The organism is Pseudomonas sp. GW821-FHT02A11 (assembly GCF_059421985.1).
In genome coordinates this window covers 334,962-353,337 of the sequence record NZ_JBWKWB010000003.1, presented here as the reverse complement: position 1 = coordinate 353,337, position 18,376 = coordinate 334,962, and the positions used below count along the sequence as shown (strand labels likewise).

General features: G+C 53.7%; 20 protein-coding genes. 1 reads left to right on the top strand and 19 read right to left on the bottom strand.

The annotated features are described in order from the left end of the window. Positions 1–136: 136 nt before the first annotated feature. The 16 genes from AC07V9_RS06945 to AC07V9_RS06870 all read right to left on the bottom strand — a co-directional run bounded on the left by AC07V9_RS06945 (position 137) and on the right by AC07V9_RS06870 (position 13,846). On the bottom strand, positions 137–526 hold the full coding sequence (locus AC07V9_RS06945; protein WP_495015110.1) for a response regulator: 390 nt from the start codon (positions 524–526) through the stop codon (positions 137–139). A 500-nt stretch (positions 527–1,026) separates the two neighbouring features. Next, positions 1,027–1,776: a tetratricopeptide repeat protein gene (locus AC07V9_RS06940; protein WP_495014985.1), complete on the bottom strand. Its 750-nt coding sequence runs from the start codon at positions 1,774–1,776 to the stop codon at positions 1,027–1,029. 556 nt (positions 1,777–2,332) lie between these two features. Further along, a complete protein-coding gene (locus tag AC07V9_RS06935; RefSeq protein WP_495014984.1) occupies positions 2,333–2,611 on the bottom strand; it encodes a hypothetical protein in 279 nt (92 codons plus the stop codon). Positions 2,612–3,563: 952 nt separating this feature from the next. Then, a complete protein-coding gene (locus tag AC07V9_RS06930; protein ID WP_495014983.1) occupies positions 3,564–3,809 on the bottom strand; it encodes a YheU family protein in 246 nt (81 codons plus the stop codon). A gap of 126 nt (positions 3,810–3,935) precedes the next feature. Then, positions 3,936–4,970, bottom strand: a complete 1,035-nt coding sequence (locus tag AC07V9_RS06925; protein WP_495014982.1) for a COG3904 family protein — start codon at positions 4,968–4,970, stop codon at positions 3,936–3,938. A gap of 91 nt (positions 4,971–5,061) precedes the next feature. Then, positions 5,062–5,379, bottom strand: a complete 318-nt coding sequence (locus AC07V9_RS06920) for a hypothetical protein (protein ID WP_495014981.1) — start codon at positions 5,377–5,379, stop codon at positions 5,062–5,064. Between the two features lie 86 nt (positions 5,380–5,465). Beyond that, positions 5,466–6,272: a hypothetical protein gene (locus AC07V9_RS06915; RefSeq protein WP_495014980.1), complete on the bottom strand. Its 807-nt coding sequence runs from the start codon at positions 6,270–6,272 to the stop codon at positions 5,466–5,468. Between the two features lie 211 nt (positions 6,273–6,483). Further along, the gene (gene ssb / locus AC07V9_RS06910; RefSeq protein WP_495014979.1) at positions 6,484–7,029 is read right to left on the bottom strand and encodes a single-stranded DNA-binding protein; all 546 of its coding nucleotides are present in this window, start codon (positions 7,027–7,029) and stop codon (positions 6,484–6,486) included. A gap of 113 nt (positions 7,030–7,142) precedes the next feature. Beyond that, the gene (locus tag AC07V9_RS06905) at positions 7,143–7,565 is read right to left on the bottom strand and encodes a hypothetical protein (RefSeq protein WP_495014978.1); all 423 of its coding nucleotides are present in this window, start codon (positions 7,563–7,565) and stop codon (positions 7,143–7,145) included. A gap of 57 nt (positions 7,566–7,622) precedes the next feature. Further along, positions 7,623–8,153 (bottom strand): HD domain-containing protein, encoded by a 531-nt coding sequence (locus tag AC07V9_RS06900; RefSeq protein WP_495014977.1) that lies wholly within the window; start codon positions 8,151–8,153, stop codon positions 7,623–7,625. Continuing rightward, positions 8,146–8,721 carry a hypothetical protein gene (locus AC07V9_RS06895; RefSeq protein WP_495014976.1) on the bottom strand — a complete coding sequence of 192 codons (576 nt, stop codon included), beginning with the start codon at positions 8,719–8,721 and terminating at the stop codon, positions 8,146–8,148. The genes AC07V9_RS06900 and AC07V9_RS06895 overlap by 8 nt, the downstream gene beginning before the upstream one ends. A gap of 32 nt (positions 8,722–8,753) precedes the next feature. After that, positions 8,754–9,020 carry a hypothetical protein gene (locus AC07V9_RS06890; protein ID WP_495014975.1) on the bottom strand — a complete coding sequence of 89 codons (267 nt, stop codon included), beginning with the start codon at positions 9,018–9,020 and terminating at the stop codon, positions 8,754–8,756. A 734-nt stretch (positions 9,021–9,754) separates the two neighbouring features. Continuing rightward, positions 9,755–10,288: a hypothetical protein gene (locus tag AC07V9_RS06885; protein ID WP_495014974.1), complete on the bottom strand. Its 534-nt coding sequence runs from the start codon at positions 10,286–10,288 to the stop codon at positions 9,755–9,757. Positions 10,289–11,163: 875 nt separating this feature from the next. Further along, positions 11,164–11,688 (bottom strand): hypothetical protein, encoded by a 525-nt coding sequence (locus AC07V9_RS06880; RefSeq protein ID WP_495014973.1) that lies wholly within the window; start codon positions 11,686–11,688, stop codon positions 11,164–11,166. A gap of 54 nt (positions 11,689–11,742) precedes the next feature. Beyond that, positions 11,743–13,119: a hypothetical protein gene (locus AC07V9_RS06875; RefSeq protein WP_495014972.1), complete on the bottom strand. Its 1,377-nt coding sequence runs from the start codon at positions 13,117–13,119 to the stop codon at positions 11,743–11,745. 82 nt (positions 13,120–13,201) lie between these two features. Next, positions 13,202–13,846 carry a hypothetical protein gene (locus tag AC07V9_RS06870; RefSeq protein WP_495014971.1) on the bottom strand — a complete coding sequence of 215 codons (645 nt, stop codon included), beginning with the start codon at positions 13,844–13,846 and terminating at the stop codon, positions 13,202–13,204. Positions 13,847–14,326: 480 nt separating this feature from the next. On the opposite strand from AC07V9_RS06870, the gene AC07V9_RS06865 reads away from it, so the two are divergent. Next, a complete protein-coding gene (locus tag AC07V9_RS06865; protein ID WP_495014970.1) occupies positions 14,327–15,016 on the top strand; it encodes a YcbK family protein in 690 nt (229 codons plus the stop codon). Between the two features lies 1 nt (position 15,017). Here AC07V9_RS06865 and AC07V9_RS06860 read toward each other — a convergent pair whose 3' ends face one another. The 3 genes from AC07V9_RS06860 to AC07V9_RS06850 form a co-directional block, all read right to left on the bottom strand. Next, the gene (locus AC07V9_RS06860) at positions 15,018–15,680 is read right to left on the bottom strand and encodes a YiaD family glycine zipper/OmpA-like lipoprotein (protein ID WP_495014969.1); all 663 of its coding nucleotides are present in this window, start codon (positions 15,678–15,680) and stop codon (positions 15,018–15,020) included. A gap of 120 nt (positions 15,681–15,800) precedes the next feature. After that, complete coding sequence (locus AC07V9_RS06855) at positions 15,801–16,415, bottom strand: DUF262 domain-containing protein (protein ID WP_495014968.1); 615 nt, start codon at positions 16,413–16,415, stop codon at positions 15,801–15,803. Positions 16,416–16,790: 375 nt separating this feature from the next. Beyond that, on the bottom strand, positions 16,791–18,284 hold the full coding sequence (locus tag AC07V9_RS06850; RefSeq protein ID WP_495014967.1) for a UvrD-helicase domain-containing protein: 1,494 nt from the start codon (positions 18,282–18,284) through the stop codon (positions 16,791–16,793). Positions 18,285–18,376: the final 92 nt, after the last annotated feature.

Here is an 18,376-nt window from a genome sequence, read left to right as displayed (position 1 = left end):
CTGGATAACGAGGATGATCAGGATTTCAAGAGGAAATCAAAAATGATGTGAGCGGAAAATGGATGATAAGTCCTGCGAAGACGAATGGCGGGGCCAGCCGACTGGGTGCCCGGTGTTCCGGACACCCACTGGACTATCAGGCAGGCTCGAAGCGGGGGATATGTTTGGTAACGGCTCCGAGCAGGTCTTCCCGATTGAACGGTTTTGACAAGTAGTCGGTTGCACCAGCAGACATGCCTTTTGCCTTGTCAAAAACACCATCTTTAGAAGAAAGCATCACTACTGGGATAGCGCTAAGCTCGGCATGGGCACGAATCAGTTGAGTAACGATGTATCCGTCGACTCGGGGCATCATCACATCGACGAAGATGAAATCCGGACCGAAATCTTTGATCTTTGCCAAGCAGTCAAAGCCGTCTTCAGCCAGCGATATCTCACATCCAGCAGCGGATAAGATGTCCTCACCGGCCTTCCGGATAGTACGAGAATCATCGACGATCATTACGCGGAGTGGTCTATCTGACATTGAATCAACCTCTGAAAAAATTTTGTGCTCCATGCGGGTCATATGGTTGCCGATAAACGGCGGGATAGCTACCCAAAATGTGCTTGCCTTTTTTAGGCATTCTGCAAAGTGATGCCGCCCTAGATTTTCGAAGGGGCATAATGACTTGCCTACGACGACTGACGGTATAGAGTGCATCCACCCGTACCCGCAGAATCGATAATGAGCCAGACAAAAACCCCTCTCCTCGAAAACCACAGCTTCTCGCGGGGTCCTGCGAACATTGTGATCTCAGAGCTAGACCTACTAGCTCTCAAAACCCTGAGGGATCTTGGCGGGGCCGTGAACACGCCCGCAGACCTCGGTGAAGCATTGGACAGTTCTCTTGACGGAACTCGTAGGTCACTGCTGGGTGGCCGGCATCTTCGCCGGCTCGAGAGCGTTGGGTTCGTGAAAACGTTGCAATCACCAGCGGGGGGCTATGAGATCACCATCACCGGCCGCGCCGCAGCCAGTGTTGATTAATACCCATCGATTGACGAGTTCAGATCGGCTATACAAGCGTCCATGCTTCCCGGGGATTTTCTGTCTGACAGGATTCGTACCCCTGCTAAAGATTTCACTTCCTCTTTAGCAGGGCCATAACCACGTGAAGCCGCTACGGAGTACCAGCAGTAAGCTTTGAATTGAGGGTCGCCATCAGTACGAAGCCTGCCCAAGCTCAAGTTCAATGCCACCTGGTAGATGGCAGACAGATCGCCACTACGACCTCTAGCTTCAAGACTCGCGCCACCGTCCTGAACTGTCTGCCGAGGCGCAGCCGTCTCAGGCAGGCCGACAGCAACTGATTTTCCAATTGCGCTGCTACTCGTCGCTGGTGCGGCTTCACCGCTTGCTGCCGGCGTAAAGGCTGTTTCATATGCTTTAGCGGCCTCTGCGTCACCAGCTGCAGAAGCGGCTTTGAGATATTCGAGACCACGCTCCATGTCGTTAAGGTGTGGGATTCGCTGATTGGTCAAGGCCATGCCAAATTCACGTTGGGCCCGGATGCTTGTTTCCGCTGATTTGGCGAGCAGCGACTCACCGTAGGAGACGTCCTTCCCAACACCACTGCCCATTACATAGAGCCATCCAAGTACCCTGGTAGCTTCGGTGTGCCCAAGGCTTACGGCTGAGTTGAGATACCCTACAGCTGCATCAGAAGACTTTTCGACACCAGCACCAGTGAGGTAGATCTTGGCGAGCTCATAAAAGGCATCAGCGTTTCCCATGGAACCCGCCTGCTCGAGGAGCGATAGCTGGCCAGCAACGTCGCCAGTCGATCCGACTCGACGTGCTTCTTGCAAAACCTCATCGACTTGTCCGGTTGAAGTCGGAGCAGTGGCGTGTTCCTGTCCAGTCACCTCACTTCCGCCCCCGTCCACAGCAATCGGAACAGAAACCGGCGTGTAGGGCGCTCCGTCGAGAGCAAACACCTGAACGTCAGAGGCAGGTGCTGTGTTCACTTGGGGCTGACTTGACGTCGTCAACGCTTCCGGTATCGACGGCAAGACCGCTGCTTGCTCAGTTTGAATTGGGACATGCGCAGTGATACGAGCCCTTGGCACCTCAGGGGCTGCCAGTGGCTCGTCAAATGGGTTCCTGGATGTGTCGTAGTTAGGCGCTGAAGAGCAGCCTGCCGCCATAGCGGCAGCCACAAGGCAGAGATGTAGGCGAGTGAAGCGCATGTAATGGGCAGTTCCTGCAAAGGGATAACCCAAATAATTACAGAATGCCGATACACATCACAGCCAAAACAGGGGTTCCGAATTCGTATGAGGTGAACGGCTAGAGGCCTGGGTAATCATCAAGAGCCAATTTATTGCCAGTACTGGTTGGTGAGGGTTCAGCGTCGGACCGATCAGGAGCGGAAAGGTCTTCACGCATCTTCTCCAACTCCTTCTGAAAAGCCTTCTCACTTACGGTTGGTTTCTTCGAATAAGGTTTCGAGTCAGGCAAAGGCTTAGCGGCATACCGCGTCAGTACGCTTGGATCTTGTTCTAGTTTTTCGGCCACCTTCGCAGCAAGCAAATCACGCATGGCGTCCTTGGAAGTAACAGTGCTCAATTCTAAACTCCATGGTTTCGCCCTCAACGAAAAGAGCTGGGGCTCGCCAGATAAAACAATTCTAGGGGTGATAGGTCGATCTATTAGGAAGTCCTGCCGACAGAGGGCTATCAAACCCAGTAGATAATGTGCCGGCATGATAACGGGAGGATATCTCAAGGAACGGTAGGACGGTCAAGATCAAGCGGGGACCGCTCGGTTTCGGAAGGACCACACTGAAGGTGCCGCATGCCATTCTTGTAAGGAACAAAGCATCTCATGCAAGTCATCGATGTTGAGAGTTGAAATACTGTCCCAACGGCTAGCTGTGGCCATGTCCGGCGCTGGCCGATCGCCAAGATTCTGCGCCCACTGAAGATCGCTCATACCGTGCCGGCCAGAAGTCCACATCACCCATTTTCCTACAATGACACAAGCGCCAGGCCCGTCATCCGACAGCCAATGCTCTACTTCCAACAGACCGTCCACGATCATATGAATAAGATCGGGTGCGCAAGAAGCTTGGGCGACCCTAGAGGCCCATGCTCCCAGGAACGACCGAACGAACCCCTTCGATTGGGCGCAAAAGCTGCCTGGCACGTCTACGAACCGTTTGACGCTTTCGGAAAGCTTCAGATCAACGAGATCTTCATCGCGTGCGACAGCCCTTAGTAAGCCTTCAGTGGCGACGCCATCATTGACTGGGGCGCAATGAATCATTGGGGAGTGGGGTAGGTGAAAGAAAACATGATCATCAATCACCGCAGCGCTCGCCAAGCCCTTTGAACGGAGCAGCGAAGAGAGCGCACAGAGAACGGGCGATTGAGCGGAGCTTTGGATGCACAGGTTTGGCACGGCGTTACAGCCTTGGACAGACGTCCGGTGTGAGAAACGGATACAAATCACAAGCTACCGTTCATTCCAAATGTTGCCAAACGAAAAGTAGCCATCGGAATTAACTGCTCCTGGACAATCAGGCTTGATCACTCCAAGCCAGCAGCATTTCTTCCGGCACAAGGTCTCGCGTCGTGAGTATGCACTGAGCATGTTCAGCGTCGAAATAGATAACAGCCTGGCCAGAGGCTAACTGGGACCGTACGAGTGCAACCTTCTGTGCCTCAGTCGAATCGTCTCCGTTATCGGTACCTTCCCGGCTAACAAAGTCCTCAATGAGGTTTTGAAGAGTCTCGGCTTCCAGGCGCTTGTAGGGAATCAGCATCACTGATTACCACGGATCTGAATCGATCCAAAACGAGGCAGGTGGGGGGCTTCGAGTCTGTACATGGTGGATTGCTCCTTGGAATGATGGAGCAATCCTGACTCTGTCACACGCGTTCCAGAACCCCTATCGATCTGTGCAATGCTTAATCCAACTTCTGACCAGGTCCTGCTCACCAGTCGCATCCACTAAGAACCCATAGAAGGTACCAGTTGAGTTCGTATGGAATCCAAAGCCAACCTGCTCAGCGCCCGCAAGAGCGGCCAGCATGATGTCGTCAGGGATGAAGCTGGCAAGCACGTAATCACCAGAAACAGCAGGGCGTCCCTGCAGAGATCCAACCGGTAGGAACTGTTTGTTGACTCTAAGGCTGAAATTTTTAGCATTCTGTGCAATGAAAGCGTTGTTGCTGCCGGCGTCATACAGAGCTGACAAACGAAGTCGGTGATTTGGTATACAGCTCAGCAGGATTTTCCCGTTTCCATTCATGGTCTGCTGCCTGCCTAAAAGATAGACCTCTCCCTGCTTACCAACGATGCTCCATTCAGCTGGAAGCACCCCATTGTTCACCAAGTTGAGAGCTGCGGCGTCAGCGTGCGCTAACAGCTCCATCTGACCGCGCCCAACTTGAACCATCCGTTCAAAAAGGGCAGGTGCAACTCCCATCTTAATCAGATACGAAGTGATCGCCGCGGACATGACCTGAGCAACGTCAAGATCAGTGGATAATGCGGTTCGACGGTAGAACCGATGAATGCCGAGCTGTGAAGCTGGATCGATAAATCGGAATTTACCGCCGGCATACGTCAAAACACATGCGCTCATGCACCGTCCGGCTGACGGCTGCCCAGGGCTCGCCCCCGGCTTTCCTATCGCTGTGTTCATATTCGACTTGCGGATCAGGTCGCCTAGGTTCATCCCGGCTTGAGGGTCTCCTCCCGCGGAATCCAGGTAGATAATCGATCCCTGGAGATCTTTAGTGTTTATGAGCGACGCCAGCTGAGACACAGTGGCATCCGTGATCTCACCGGAAAGGTAAACTTCTGGTGGCGATGAATTACCTGCTGTGGCAGAAGGAAGGATTCGAACATCATTCGCAGAGCTCAATGTAGAAATGGCACAGAAAACTGAGCCAGCGATCAGCCGGTAAAGCGCACGCATGCTTGTTCCTTGCTTTCGCCTCTGGAAAGGCGAGGAAGAGTGATCGAGAGGGGAATAGCGTCGGCCCACGTTGTCACGGGCGGTCCAGGACTCAGTTGAAGTCGAATTTGTGGTAGATGACTCGGCTCATGGGAAGGGTTTGCACGAGATCACCATCTGAATTGCGAACCATTTGCGCAAGCCGCTTACCATTCGTATCGAAGGCAGTGAAGGTCGCGCCATCTCTCTTCCATTCGGCGACTGTGACTGAGCGGCCGTCTGCGACGATCCGATCTTTCTGGATGACTGCAATACCCACTGGTCGTGGCTGCTCGTCTGAATACTGAATGGCCGCTTGATATGCGCCATTGATACTGTCCCCGCATCCCGTTAGGGCAAGGGGGAGTAACAGGAATGCAAAGCGTTTCATGGTCAACACGTCCTTAATCACATGTCGACAACGTACCGCATTGGTTAGAAATGACCACCCAAAGTGGGGCTCCCAAATTCACTCCGTCAGGATTGAGTCTTTGGGCTCCTCCGGCGAACAGGCTCAGGAATGCCAGTCAGACCAGCCTTAGTCATTCGACGAAATTGATCCACTCTGGGTGGAGGAGGAGCGGGAAGTTCATCAGGCAAAGCGATCTGATCGCGCTCTGCGATTCTCAGGATCAGATCGTGATAAGCATCCGCGTAAGAGCGCTTGCCAATGTAGGCCCGAAGTGGCTGCTTTCCGATGACATGGTTGCTTCCCCAGTACGATCGGCCGCCGGGGGCGTTTGAGACAATCAGGGACACTCCTGACCAAGGGCGATGAGATGTCTTGGCGCGTAAACTACCAGGCTTTATACCAAGTCGGAGCTCCGTCGCATCACGCCAGGCTTTAGCGTGGCGAAGAGCCTCATCAAGCGACCCATCATAATCAGCAGCTCGGAATGGCTGGTTGAAGCGCTCGGCTTCTGCGCCGTGGCCCTGCTGAATCATTGGCCGATAGCCGATTAACGTCCCTTTCGCGCTCTTCAGCAGAGTGATCCGACGCATCTCAAACGACTTTTGGGACTGCCAACGTTTTGACCGTTCGTAGATAGGAGGACCACAATCTTCGTCCCCTGAGGACGGGTCGTCGTAGACGTCCGGAGTGTCATCAAGTGGGAGGAATGCACGCCGACGCATGCATACGAGGTCAAAACGCTTAACGGACTGAAACACGTCCATCGATCTATCAGTTTGACGCAATTTTCCAGAATCCATTGGTGCTTCGCGGCTCATAACGATCAGGGTTTCTAGGTCGATCCGATTACTTCCGGCATCGATCCTAGACAACCGTTCGCGCCTTTCATTTCAAGGCGCATGTAATTTTCAGTGGCACCTCAGTACCTACGGTAAAGCTTCATCCCCAAATGACATTCCCCAGGGCACATAGCTGGAACGATACAGCAATATCCTGACCAGTTTAAGGACCAAAGTCCTCGATTGAAGGGGATAATTGGATACCTCTCACTCAACCGGCCGACTCGCTGGGAGTCATACGAGATTAAACTGGGATATTTTTGAGGTAGCTTTCATCAAACTCAGGAATCTCCAACATTTGAGGAGGTGGGATTAAGTCATCATGGTCTTCGACATCTCGCGGAGCCTGTTGAGGGCGCGGCGAGGAGTGTCGAGGTGCATAGCTCTGGGGGCGAGGCTGTGCATTTTGACTTGGAGAGCTGCTCTGGCCTGGCGGCTGATCTGCAATACTGTCCATGAAGTGGCACTGGCCGTCGTAAGGCCCAACGATGATTTCTGTGATCGTTTTCTCCACACCCTGGACCGTGTACTTTCGTGTTTTCAGCTTGCCGAGAACGTAAAGCTCGCGCCCCTTCCGGCCGTATTGAGCAACATGCTCGCCATGCCGGCCTTTCAAAACTACTCGGTGCCATTCGGTCTCCTCGGTTTTTTGCCCGCTTTGTTTGTCGTTCCAAACCTCGCTTGTAGCGAGTGAAACAACGGTGAACGAGTTATTACCGAACTGCTGAACCTTAGGATCCTGGCCCATGGTTCCGATTACAGTAACCGAATTGACGCCGCGCTTTGACATGGAGGTGATTGCCTGTGCCGAATTTATTCCGCCCCGGACAAGATCCGGGGAACGGACGCCATTCAACCATCGATCAGGTCGAAGGCGAATCCAAAACACCCCCTCAGAATTTGTTAAACCTCAACAGGCTGGTCTTTTAGACGTCCAATCAGCACAGCCAAAGAGTTCGCGAGGTCTCGCCGGCGATCGGAAGTCAGAGAGCTTCCGTCGCCGTAAAGCCCATTGGCGATCAGCCGGAGCTGATCGAGCTGCTCCGGCTCCATGAAGAAGCCTTGGATTGGTTCATTTACGATTCCATCTGAAGGAGCTTCGAAGCAAGGCCGCCAGTGGGTGACCTCGTCGGTGATGTCCCAGGCTTCGCTGCAGTCACTTCTCCAGCGCCCCACCGATGATGGATCTTCATCGTCGACGCGGACATATCGAGCGACACACTGGTGTCCCGACTTCCGGTAAACCATTACCGGTTCAGAGCGCGGATAGCCCATTTCGCTGTCTGGAAGAACTGGAAGTGCACGGGAAATCGATGTCCACGACATTGTGAAAGCCTCAAAAAATGATGAGACCATCATCTCGCGAATGAAGGCGTGCCAACATCAGTTCAGGTCGAGAATCTGCTCGATCATCTTCTTCAAACGGGCGTGCAACAGCGGTGATCCTTGTAGGGTGATCGGCAGGATCAAAGCCTTTTCTCGCGCATAAACCACGGCGAATGACGGGTTGCGCTCGGGGAGATCTGAGAAGTTTTGAATAGCGTCTGCAAGTCGAAGAGTCTGGCCTCCGGCAGAGGCCTTGGAGAGATGAAGACGGTCGACGGCCTTCCTGGCAGCTCGATTGCCATCAGAGGGTTTGCTGGGATTTGTGACCTCAAGGACCAGGCCCAGCACGGTGCCGCCTAGGTTATCGAAGATCACCTTTTCACGATGTGACCTCAGGGCAGGATCACACTCCAGAACATCATGGAGCAAAGCAGCCGCAATTTCCTCCCAACGATCGGACACAGTGGCCACTAGATCGGCAACAGCAATTGGGTGATTGATGTATGGCTCAGCCTCGGTGTAGTTTCGTACTTCGCCAGCGTGCCACTCCGTTGCCAGAGCCTTTGCAACATCGATACGACTATCCATGCCAGCACTCATTTTTGGCGTCGAGCACCGGATGAGTCCAATACTCCAGTTCAGGATAGACCGGCAGGTTCCCAGGGTGACGGGCTTTAACTCTACAGAACCCGGCGAACGCAAGTCCCTCAATACCTTCGAAGGTGTTGGTAGTGAGCTGACCTCTTAAAAAATCCCCCTGTCCGTTGTACTCGTCATCTTGAATGATGAGGTCCTCGGGAATGCCGGCCTTTTTCCCGCAAGCCCAGGCCCAAGCAGTAGCCTCGCCATCGCTCATCTGGACAACGGCCTTCGATAGGGGAGAGTCGGGTTCAACCTCGCTTGATGAGATATCGCGAAAAATCTCAGCTTGACCTTTAGTGATATTTCCCGAGAGCAGGTGGCGATACTGTCCAGGCACAGTAGCTAAGTGACCGGCCTCGTGGAGCAGCTCGGAAGCGCGGCAGCGTGGGTCCACGTGAATACTCCCGTTTAGAATTTCACAGTGGGGAGTGAAACCTGTCGAGCCAACGACAACCCGGGTGGTGATACCTATGGAGTTCAGAAAATCCATAGCTTTGCTGAGGTATTGATCCATCGTTCGTCCTGTCCTAGCAACAGCGAAATGTCTTAGGCGGTAAGTGCCAATATCGCAATAGATTCGAGTCGCGCCCTTGCTTCATCAGGCGAGACAATCTCCCAGTTACGACCAAGCTTTTGTCCTGCAGTGAAGGTCGTTCCAGCGTAATGACCTTCAAGTCGCTTGATTGTAGTGTATCTCCGGTGCACAACGTCCTGGACGCGCAGTAGGCTGTTCTCGCCCGGCTGCATGACGTACTCGCCAGGACGCAACTGATTGGTCAACTTGGTCTCGCGCTGGAAAACGCTGAGGGACATGGGTGCATACCTTCTGGAAACCGAATTACCCCGAGAATAACGAGGCTATTCCAGAATGCACCTGAAAACAGGGTGTCGAAAATCAGAGACCTGACGGGGTCACAATGAAATGTGCGGCGGCGTGGCCCCCAGTGCCGTGCCCGTTGACCATTGCCTTCACAGCCGTTGTCTGTTTGCATTTGGCCTTGCAGTTGCCATCTTAACAGGCGATCAGGCTCTCGAAATTTAGCCATTCTCATTGTCTCTCGTGTAGTTGAGCACTCAGACCAGCCGATTAAGCACGGTACAGCCGACGCACCCGCATGAGGGGCGCTTGGAGCGGAAGAAGAACGAGACAGGTACGGAGCCTCCATCCGGAGTTTCATCATCACCTGCGGGTTGTCCAAACGGCTGCTGGGCGTGCTCCGCTGTTAACTTCTCCATGACTTGATTGCCCAGCGCGTGGAATGTGTCTAGGTGAGGCTGAGTGTATGAGCCTACGTAATTTGGTTTCATTGCCCGTCCATCAACGCGAAAATTAACGGTAAGTGCTCAGAGTGCTATGAGTAGCCACTGCAGCAACCCTTAGATCGGAGCGTTGCCCCGGGAACGCTCTTATTTTCAGGGAATACGGATGTGCCAGAAGCAAAAAACCCCCACAACCCGATTAAGGCTGTGAGGGTTTTCCCTGTTAGATCAATCAATCCTGATGCATGGATATGAACCGCGAGCGGAACAATCTGTCGCACCTTTCTTCAAGCCGCCAACGGATGCTGAGCGTACTTGGCTTCAATTTTTTCAAACTCTGTGATCATCTCGTTCCATGTCAGGGCCCCTCGTTGATGGGCCTCGATATGGACAAGTCTGTCACATCCCATTTTCCACTCTCGCGTGGCTGACATCTTGTCGAGCGTGTCTCTCGGCGCAACCTGGGTGAACCCAGATTTGAAAGCCTCAAGCACCGCCTCGTCGATTGTGTCCGTGGTGAAATGACTCATCCAACCAATGTCCCTGAAGCTTGAGTAACGAAAGCGTCCAGGTTCTGAAGCATCCGGCAGAATCAAAGCGAACGAATCCCCCGATCCGTTCTGAACAATCATGCCTGGGCCGCACTCATCGAGTTCGGCATACACCGCTTGCAGCTTCTCATGTCGAGCCTTGATTTCCCGGACCAAGGTCTTCTCAAGGCTGCAAGGGGAGTGTTTTTTGTCTGTAACGGTTGGGCGAAACATATCGCGGGTCGATTCGATTTGGCTGAAGAAGTAGTTTCGAAAATCATTCTGAACCATGGGTGCGTCTCCGAAGATGGGCATTCCCATGCCAGGGCATGGGAATGCCCTGAAAGGGTTTTGTCTTGTTCACAGATCTAGCAAAGCCGGAGCTCTGCCTACTTCGTTCACGACGTTATCTCAAGCGTTTGGATGTGGATTTAACTGGTCATTGCAAAGAAGCCCAACGGCTTTGCGTCACAGGGGCGCGCAGCTTAAAAAGCGCGCAGCGGCCGAGCGATGCGACAAGGCGTTGATCTCCCGACAACCAGAAGCTCCACAAACGCAGAGAAGGCCAAGGCCTGCGATGAACAGCTTTGCACAGGAGAACCGCATGTGCGGTAGGGACATGCTGTTATTCAAGTTCACAAGCAGCGAGTGCTGGGGAACTCGTGTAACAGGGATTCATTGCGACGGGTCAAGGAGGTTCGTTTCGGTAGGCCGATCAGAACCACACAGCCGGTAAGCTGTGTTCTGCGCAATGGATTTCTCGTTTAACGAGGATTATCCCTAAGCGGTGTCGAAACACAGCTCCAAGCTAAGCGCACACACCTTTACGGAAATGAAAACACCAAGCCTGAACGGCAGGATGTGATCACTGCCGTCAGGGGAGCACCTACGATGAGATGCTGAATGCGATCGCCACCAAACATCGGCGGGACCAAGATGTGTAGAAAGGTCGAGACCTCACTACGGATTTAGATTGATCTAGCAGTATCTACCTAAAGCACAGCCAGAAATAAATGACGGTACGATAAGTCCCTGTAAATCAGACGGATTAACGTCGAGATAGACAGGGTGCCTCAATCAGGATTGGGCATAGAACGGCGTCTTTGTAGCATTGACTTAGCCCGCCCACAAGTCAAAACCGGCCTACGAAATTCAGAGCATCGTCCCTAATTCGATTCGGCCGAATCTGAAGCGATCCCGTCGGCCGGGTTTCTGTAACCCTTGCCGGTCAGTACAAAGTCATCACGGCGCAGAAGGCTACCGCTCATAGTCAGTGGCAGGAAAACAAGATTCTCGCCTCCAATCCGCCCACGCACTTCACGACAGAGCCGCGTGGGGTTTTTACCCAAAAAATCACGAAAACATGCCTCTTCCAGGTCGCTGAGCCGACATTCTCTTGAACGACCATTCGCCATGATGGCGAGCAGCAACACGCGCCCTGGGGAGCTGCATGCCTCATCCATTTGCTGACGCTGGGCTTTGATGAGGCGGCGTCGAGTGGTGAGCAGGTTAATACGCGCAGCAGAGATAACCACGCCTGCGGCAAGCGTACCCACCACCCATGGCTGAAAACCATATGGAGAGAACAACACGCCGGCCAAGCAGGCTATGAGGGCGACACATGAGCCGATGGTTGTGGCAGGATCGAAGACGCCCAGATTGCTGTCTCCGTGGTGTTTGATGGGTTCCATAGTTGACCTCAGGCGAACACTGGCAGGCTGCCCCGGCATGCCGGGGCTATAAGGTCAGGCGGCTTGCTTCCCGAGCAACCCGACCATTGCTTTTGCGTCGTCAAGCTGCTGCTTAATTCGCTCAAGTGTGTCCGCGGTGGTGCGATCTGGTCGCAACTCATCAAAGCGTGGAAGGTAAAGACTCACAATGCCCGTCCCTTTCTTCGGTTTGGTAATGTCGTTGAACTTGACCTTAATGATCGTATCGATGAATAGCTCAGGGTTTTCGCTAATTTCCTTCCTGAGCTGATCCGAAAAGCCGGAAATGTTCACCTCAACCACTCCGCACTCGCTTGCGCACTGCAAAGAGCCAAATGTCTTTGCGTTCTTGCCTTTGCCTTGAGTGAGCCCCTTGATTCTGAGCTCACACGGAGCCTCCATCTTTATCTTCACGCAGTCGGGTGAGCCGCTAGATCCGGTGTCGCGCCACACACCGTCTGGGTGCTTAATTACTGCGCCCTCTTTGCGATTCTTGATGTGTTTAGCGGAAACAGCGTAGGCCTCATCCAGAGAGTGGACGATCACAGTATCGATCAACCGCGCTACGCCTGCCCCGAATGTTTCCACTACGCTTTCAACCTGCGCATAACGTTCAGAATACGGGGTGAGGCAAGTGCCGCGCCGAGTTACTGCCTCGAGAGAGATTACATCCCAGAGCAGCGGTACTGGCTTGCAGCCAAACGGAAATGGTGTGCCCTTGTTCACAGAGCCCAGCATGCCATTACCTACTTCACGAGCAAGGATCTGGCCGTCCTGTTCAACCAGCATCTCACCGTGATACTGACCATCAGGAAAGGTGCTGAAGATGGTTTCAAGCTCACCGTACAGCTCCATCGGCCAGTGGAACCCTGAGCGGCTGCTTAGCGTCACGCCACCTTGCTTGACCGTCAGGTTGAAGAAGGTCCCGTCAGCCTTTTCTTGAACGAACACCCCCTTTGTGAGCCACGGCCAAGTGCTCAGGTCTACGTCAGAAGGCAGGGAGCAGCGCATGTACGGCACTTCAGGAATGGTCAACGGTTGAATCTTGTTGATCGAACCTTCCGAGAAACCCGCTCTGGGGTCGCGATGCAGCACCCGCCAAAGCAGCTCGGAGGACTCAGGAGTCAAGGTCGAGAGGGCGTGGTGGATCTCTCGAGACGCTGCGTCGCCGGACAAGGTCCGCATGGAAAGACGATCGAGCATAAGCCATGTTTCATCAGTGAACTGCGCGGTGCCAAATGACGTCGATCGCGCAGGCCGCTTGTAGAAGCTGATCAGGGGGTTGAGCATCAGCTTCATGACGCGCTGAAAGGTCGGGTCAACCATGAAGGTAGCCAACAGTGCCGCCTTGTCATTCTTGCCATCAAGAGAAGCTACAGCATCGATTGCACGCAGGACTTCACAGGAGTTCATCAGGATATTCTCAGTAGTCGATGAAATAATTCTACCGGCGGCAGAGCGTGCCACCAGCAAGAAAGGGGTGATGGAATTCTGGTCAGGCGACTCGAGCTACTAGCCCGGTGTTGATCCCGCAGATATCTGATCCAGGCTCTAAGGCACGGGCAGTGCGGAGGTGGTTTATGGCGTACTCAAGACCGGTGTCGCAATCGACCGCACGCACGAACAACACCGTATCTTCATCGTCGCCGGGAACACGCAACTGGTAGTGGTAGAGATCACCGGCTGCGTGAGAAATGAGTACTTGTTTGGGGTTCAATACGAAGATATCCGCCTTAGGCGAGATCGCTTCTGCAATTGCCTCGGCCTGCTCGCGCGGGTAGTGGCCAAGGACGATTGTCGGCATCTTGCCTTCACCCGGGAGAGCTACCTCCGTAACGCAGCCATACCATTCATGGGCCGCATCATCCGCACGGCTTCGCACCCATTCACTGGTATCCGCATCAAGAGTAGAAACCATGACCCCGGCAATACACGCATCGAAGTCCGCTTGCTCAAGCAGGATGAAACTGGTTGCGTCTGCGACCACGCACAGGCCTGGTGGAGTTCCGATATCTAGTGCAACGGATTCGAGGAGCTGCAGATCCTGACAAGGATGAATTTCTAGGAAGACATGAGTATCGGCTCCCAGAGGAGATAGAAGCTTGCCGACGTTTCGCAGTGTAGGTGTTGACAGGGACATGTGACGCTCCAGATGTTGACTGGAGCGAAGTCTGAAGGTGAGGCGCTTGTGCCAGAAGCAGGAATCATGCACCAATCCTGACTAACGAGAAGCGACTTGGAATCCCCGGCTCAGGTTTAAAGTTTGCCGAGCCGAGGACCTTTACCATCGTGTCTGGCTAACGCGTAATAGCTGGTGGCTTGAGTTCCAAGGCATTCACGATCCATTGGGGTGATGGGACCCCAGGTCTCGGTATCGCAGCCATAGGCAATGTCTCCGAATCGGATCAAGCCTGTCGCTATCAGCGAATACCCCTCTGGTGCAGGCGGCGGATTTAGCAACGTCATATACCCTCACGAAGAGCCGGTTGTTAGTCAGGATTGATACACGATACTGAAAATTAAATGGGGCATTCAGAAAAACGACCCCCTGTTTTGGGATGCTATGCAAGACCTTGGGTCATACACTCGGCACAGTTATAGCCAATTGATGCCCGCTGGTATGAGTCAAAATACATTCCTAAGCCGTCGCCAGATCCTGACCGCAGCGATGGCAGCCCCGATCGCCGCGATGTCTGCGCCAGTGTTTGCAAATCCTGGCCAGAGGGACTGGCGCGCTGTGCTTCTAGATCGAGATAGGTTCCTGGACCTAGAGCGCCCACAGTCCGGCGAGAAAGCACGATTTTACTACTACCGAAAAGGTCAGGGTTGGGACTCGCGGGGGTATGCCATAGCTTGCACCCTCCTGCGGGATGTGGTCTCCAAGAAGACGGTGCAGATTGATTTGAAGCTTCTGGACTTGCTTTGGATTGCCAGCGCCTACCTACGAGTTAAACAACTGCCCGCGAAAATCATGATTAACAGCGGATACAGAACTGCGGCGTTTAACTCGTCTCTGGAAGGTAGCGCGCAGAATTCGGAACATGTAAAAGCCAAGGCAGCTGATATTCGAATTCCTGGCGTGGACACTGAACCGCTCGCCAACCTCATCAAAGTGATCGGGGTCGGCGGCGTGGGCACGTATTTGACCCGGGAATTCGTGCATTTGGATGTGGGTCGGGTACGGACCTGGAGGGGAGCCTATTACGCTCCTCACGAGGACAGCTGGCTTGCGGGTCTTGCAAGCCATGAGCTTGATCTGATGTTTTCGCGGCCAGACGTGCCTGAACACGGGCGAATTATCTACACCTAGATCATGCCTGCTTAATTTGAATCTCAACACGTCGATTCTGGGCGCGCCCCTGCGTCGTGGCATCATTTGCGATCGGCATGCTCGATCCAACACCTCGCACAGAAATCGACTGAGCAGGCACGCCGGCTGCGTACAGGTATTGCGCCACAGCCTGAGCTCGCGCATAGCTGAGCACGTTATTGAACTGGGGCTTGCCGCTTGCGTCTGTGTGCCCGGTGATCTCGATGCGAAGATTGGGTTGGCCTTTGAGAGCATTTGCGATCGCGCTCAAGCCTTGAAATGCTGCAGGTTGAAGGTCAGCCGAAGATGTAGCAAAGGCAACATCTGCTGGGGCTTGGATAGTCATCATCTGCCGGCCAGTTGCGGGGTCGACTTCAGTGGAAGCCGACATGCCTTGGCGTTTGAGGTCTTCCTTCAATTTGGCTGCACGGTTGTCCATCCAGTACCCCGTGCCGCCCCCAAGTGCGGCACCAGCAGCCACCCCAATAAGCGCGCCACGTTGACCGCCCACAGCCGCACCCAGAATTCCACCGGCCACCCCGCCGACAGTCGCCCCTATTGCGGTGCGGTTGAACTCCCGCTCGCCAGTTTGAGGGTTAACTGAGCAACCTGTGACGGCAGCGAGGCAGAAAGCAATAGCGGCAACTTTGATTGTGTTTTTCATGTGTGAATCTCCTTGATTGGTGTGAGGCTCATGTTCAGCGCCACTTGGCTGTGGCAGAACCGTCCGATCAAGAAATAAGTTTGTCGGGGGAATATTCAGATAGTCAGGTTTGCTTCACTTTTATCGGTTGTGCTCAATGGCATCCTGGAGCAAAGCAGAGACTCGTGTGATTTCCTCGTCACTGTGGATCACGCCCCCTCGGTTAAACGCGATGTAGTGCCTCAGAACATCAGCTCGGGTTTGAAACTCATAGAACGCCACCCGGAGGTGAAAATTGTGGATAGCGAAAGAGCTGAGGGCCAGGTCTTCTACGTGCAGCCCGAACGGTCGCACTTCGCCGGCGCAGAACTTGACGACAGCTGTCAACCGTTGGAGACCGTCAAGGCACTCGAAGCCCAGGGGTACCGCGCCCTTGTAGGAAGAACCAGACCAATTCGGACAGTTGAATTTCAAAAGCAGGCCTGAGGTGTCGATGACCCCTCTCAGCACACTCTCGACATACCGTGTCTGTTGATCGGTGGTCCAAACGTGACCACGTTGATAGTCAGGTGTCAGGTTAAAACCGCCGTACTCCAGCCCGAGGTCCTGAAGAGCTGGCAGGGCGCGGCGGAACTGGAAGTTCAGCTCCTGTTTCGCGGCATCGAGAGGCCTGATCAGTTGTTCGAGCAGGCGAGTATTCTGCCGATGATCTTCTGGATCTTTTGAAAGCTTTGCGCGGATGTCTGAGAGCATCATGGAGCGTACCTTCTGACTGGGTATACAAAAGAAATGGGGTCCCGACCACCAACCGCGAGAGTTGATAAGCCAGGTTGATCGTGGGGTCAGAATGGGGGGGCATGGCTGTGCCAGAACCCCAGCTGGACTGAGGATGAAGGGTTTAGAGGTGCCAGTGATGGCCATTTTTGCAGGTCGGATCTGAAGCGAAACCGTGGCACTCTCAGTGAGGGAACGAGCTCAACGCTTCTTCCCAGTGGCTCGGCAATGAATAATTCCGAAAGTACCTCTGCTGCCAACCGCAGGGGCCACGCTGACAACGGTTGCTACGCTTAGGGAAACAACTCATCAATTGTTCACAGGATTACCTTCAACCGACAAAACCGGTCGAGGTACTCAACTCAGGCCGGCGCGGCTTTCTTTAGCGGCACGCATAATCGAGATAACAGGTGAGTTGAGGGCGAGTATTTCCTTTCCGCGCGTGCATACGACGTAATAAAGATTGATCTCATCCTCCCAACGGGCTGGGTCTGCTTTTTTTGCTTCCCGATCAAAGGGATCGTAGGTGTAATCGTCCCCAAGCTGCACATACGGCCATTCCAGGCCTTTAGAGCCGTGACCAGTTGAAAGCGTCACCGTTGCCGACATCTCGTCCAGGACTGTGATTTGCTCCAACCGCTTAATCAGGATCGGCAGATCGTCGCCATAGTTTTTGATGATTTTCAGAATCCGGGTCATCTGAACATCTTCGGTCTGATCAGCAATATCCGAGTACTCACCGAAGTTTTTGTAATCCCGCGTGAGTTGGAAATCTTTGATCATGTCCCGGCGTTCTTTTGAGAACCAGAACACGTCAAGAACGGCGGACAGTTGGTATTTGTTAATGCCCCCAACCCAATAAATGCGTTCCCCATTATCAGGTTGGCCAGCTAGTGGAAGGCAGCTCAGAGCACGGTCAATCACTCCGGCGACAGTCCGATACAGGTACGTCCTGTGTTCCAGCCCGTCGGGCAGGCTCGATTTTATTTTCGTAGGCGCACCAAATCCCTGAAGCAGCACTGTTTCACCTTTGAGAGCCAGGATGGTGTTTGCCACGTGACTGCATGCCCAGCCGAATCGAAAGCTTCTGGTAAGCCAATGCGATTCGGCGTCGCGCAGCCACGGCTCGTACAAAGCGTTCTCTGCGCCACGGAATCTGTACAGCTGCTGATGGCGATCGCCGACGATGATGACGTTGCAGCCGTTCAGATATTGCTGTTGAACAAACACTGTCAAAAGCTTGGTTGTGTCCTGGCCTTCGTCGAGCAGAATCGTTTTGAAGCGGCGGGTCAGGTCAGGCTTGGTCAACAAGTACGCCTTCAGATAGCCGTCATGAGACATGGGCGCGCCGCTGTCGTTGACGTCGCACATGCGCTTCCAATAATGATTGGCGTGTTGCAAAACCAAGTGGGTGTGTTGCAGCTGTCGACTGTTTAGAGCTCCGCCTTGGAACCGAGCAAAATGGCTGTCCTTGATCACATCATCAGGACTGCACAAATACGCATTGAGGGTATTGAGAACATCCTTTGCCAGATTCCAATTCGAGGTATTCAGAGCCTTTGCAATATCCGTAAGACGAATGTTGTTGCAGCGCTTGTGCTCATACCGGCGACCCATCGGGCCGAAGGCAAGACCGTGCGACGTAGTGGCGGTCACATTCCTTGGAAACCTACGTTTAGCTTCAGCCGCAACCTCGGTGTTGTATGCGATGTAGCAGATCTTGTCATTCGGATGGTGCTCGGCATAACCGATAAGCGTAGTGGTCTTACCCGTGCCAGCGAATGCGTTCACTTTGATCAGACGTGCCAGAGAAGTGATGATTGGGAGCTGCTCTTCAGTCCATTGGTGCATGGCCGGGAGTCCTACGATTGATGTGTTTGCCATGTCGGTGGACTAGCCTAACCGACGATGCTGGTTGATGCCCGCCATAATAGGGTCGCCAA

Bases quoted from the DNA above. Each gene is read 5' to 3' on its own strand.
- AC07V9_RS06925 (WP_495014982.1), bottom strand. From the start codon at position 4,970: ATGCGTGCGCTTTACCGGCTGATCGCTGGCTCAGTTTTCTGTGCCATT.
- AC07V9_RS06900 (WP_495014977.1), bottom strand. From the start codon at position 8,153: ATGGATAGTCGTATCGATGTTGCAAAGGCTCTGGCAACGGAGTGGCAC.
- AC07V9_RS06945 (WP_495015110.1), bottom strand. From the start codon at position 526: ATGTCAGATAGACCACTCCGCGTAATGATCGTCGATGATTCTCGTACT.
- AC07V9_RS06885 (WP_495014974.1), bottom strand. From the start codon at position 10,288: ATGGTTCAGAATGATTTTCGAAACTACTTCTTCAGCCAAATCGAATCG.
- AC07V9_RS06890 (WP_495014975.1), bottom strand. From the start codon at position 9,020: ATGTCCCTCAGCGTTTTCCAGCGCGAGACCAAGTTGACCAATCAGTTG.
- ssb (WP_495014979.1), bottom strand. From the start codon at position 7,029: ATGTCAAAGCGCGGCGTCAATTCGGTTACTGTAATCGGAACCATGGGC.
- AC07V9_RS06930 (WP_495014983.1), bottom strand. From the start codon at position 3,809: ATGCTGATTCCCTACAAGCGCCTGGAAGCCGAGACTCTTCAAAACCTC.
- AC07V9_RS06905 (WP_495014978.1), bottom strand. From the start codon at position 7,565: ATGTCGTGGACATCGATTTCCCGTGCACTTCCAGTTCTTCCAGACAGC.
- AC07V9_RS06855 (WP_495014968.1), bottom strand. From the start codon at position 16,415: ATGATGCTCTCAGACATCCGCGCAAAGCTTTCAAAAGATCCAGAAGAT.
- AC07V9_RS06895 (WP_495014976.1), bottom strand. From the start codon at position 8,721: ATGGATCAATACCTCAGCAAAGCTATGGATTTTCTGAACTCCATAGGT.
- AC07V9_RS06880 (WP_495014973.1), bottom strand. From the start codon at position 11,688: ATGGAACCCATCAAACACCACGGAGACAGCAATCTGGGCGTCTTCGAT.
- AC07V9_RS06870 (WP_495014971.1), bottom strand. From the start codon at position 13,846: ATGTCCCTGTCAACACCTACACTGCGAAACGTCGGCAAGCTTCTATCT.
- AC07V9_RS06940 (WP_495014985.1), bottom strand. From the start codon at position 1,776: ATGGGAAACGCTGATGCCTTTTATGAGCTCGCCAAGATCTACCTCACT.
- AC07V9_RS06850 (WP_495014967.1), bottom strand. From the start codon at position 18,284: ATGCACCAATGGACTGAAGAGCAGCTCCCAATCATCACTTCTCTGGCA.
- AC07V9_RS06860 (WP_495014969.1), bottom strand. From the start codon at position 15,680: ATGAAAAACACAATCAAAGTTGCCGCTATTGCTTTCTGCCTCGCTGCC.
- AC07V9_RS06865 (WP_495014970.1), top strand. From the start codon at position 14,327: ATGAGTCAAAATACATTCCTAAGCCGTCGCCAGATCCTGACCGCAGCG.
- AC07V9_RS06875 (WP_495014972.1), bottom strand. From the start codon at position 13,119: ATGAACTCCTGTGAAGTCCTGCGTGCAATCGATGCTGTAGCTTCTCTT.
- AC07V9_RS06920 (WP_495014981.1), bottom strand. From the start codon at position 5,379: ATGAAACGCTTTGCATTCCTGTTACTCCCCCTTGCCCTAACGGGATGC.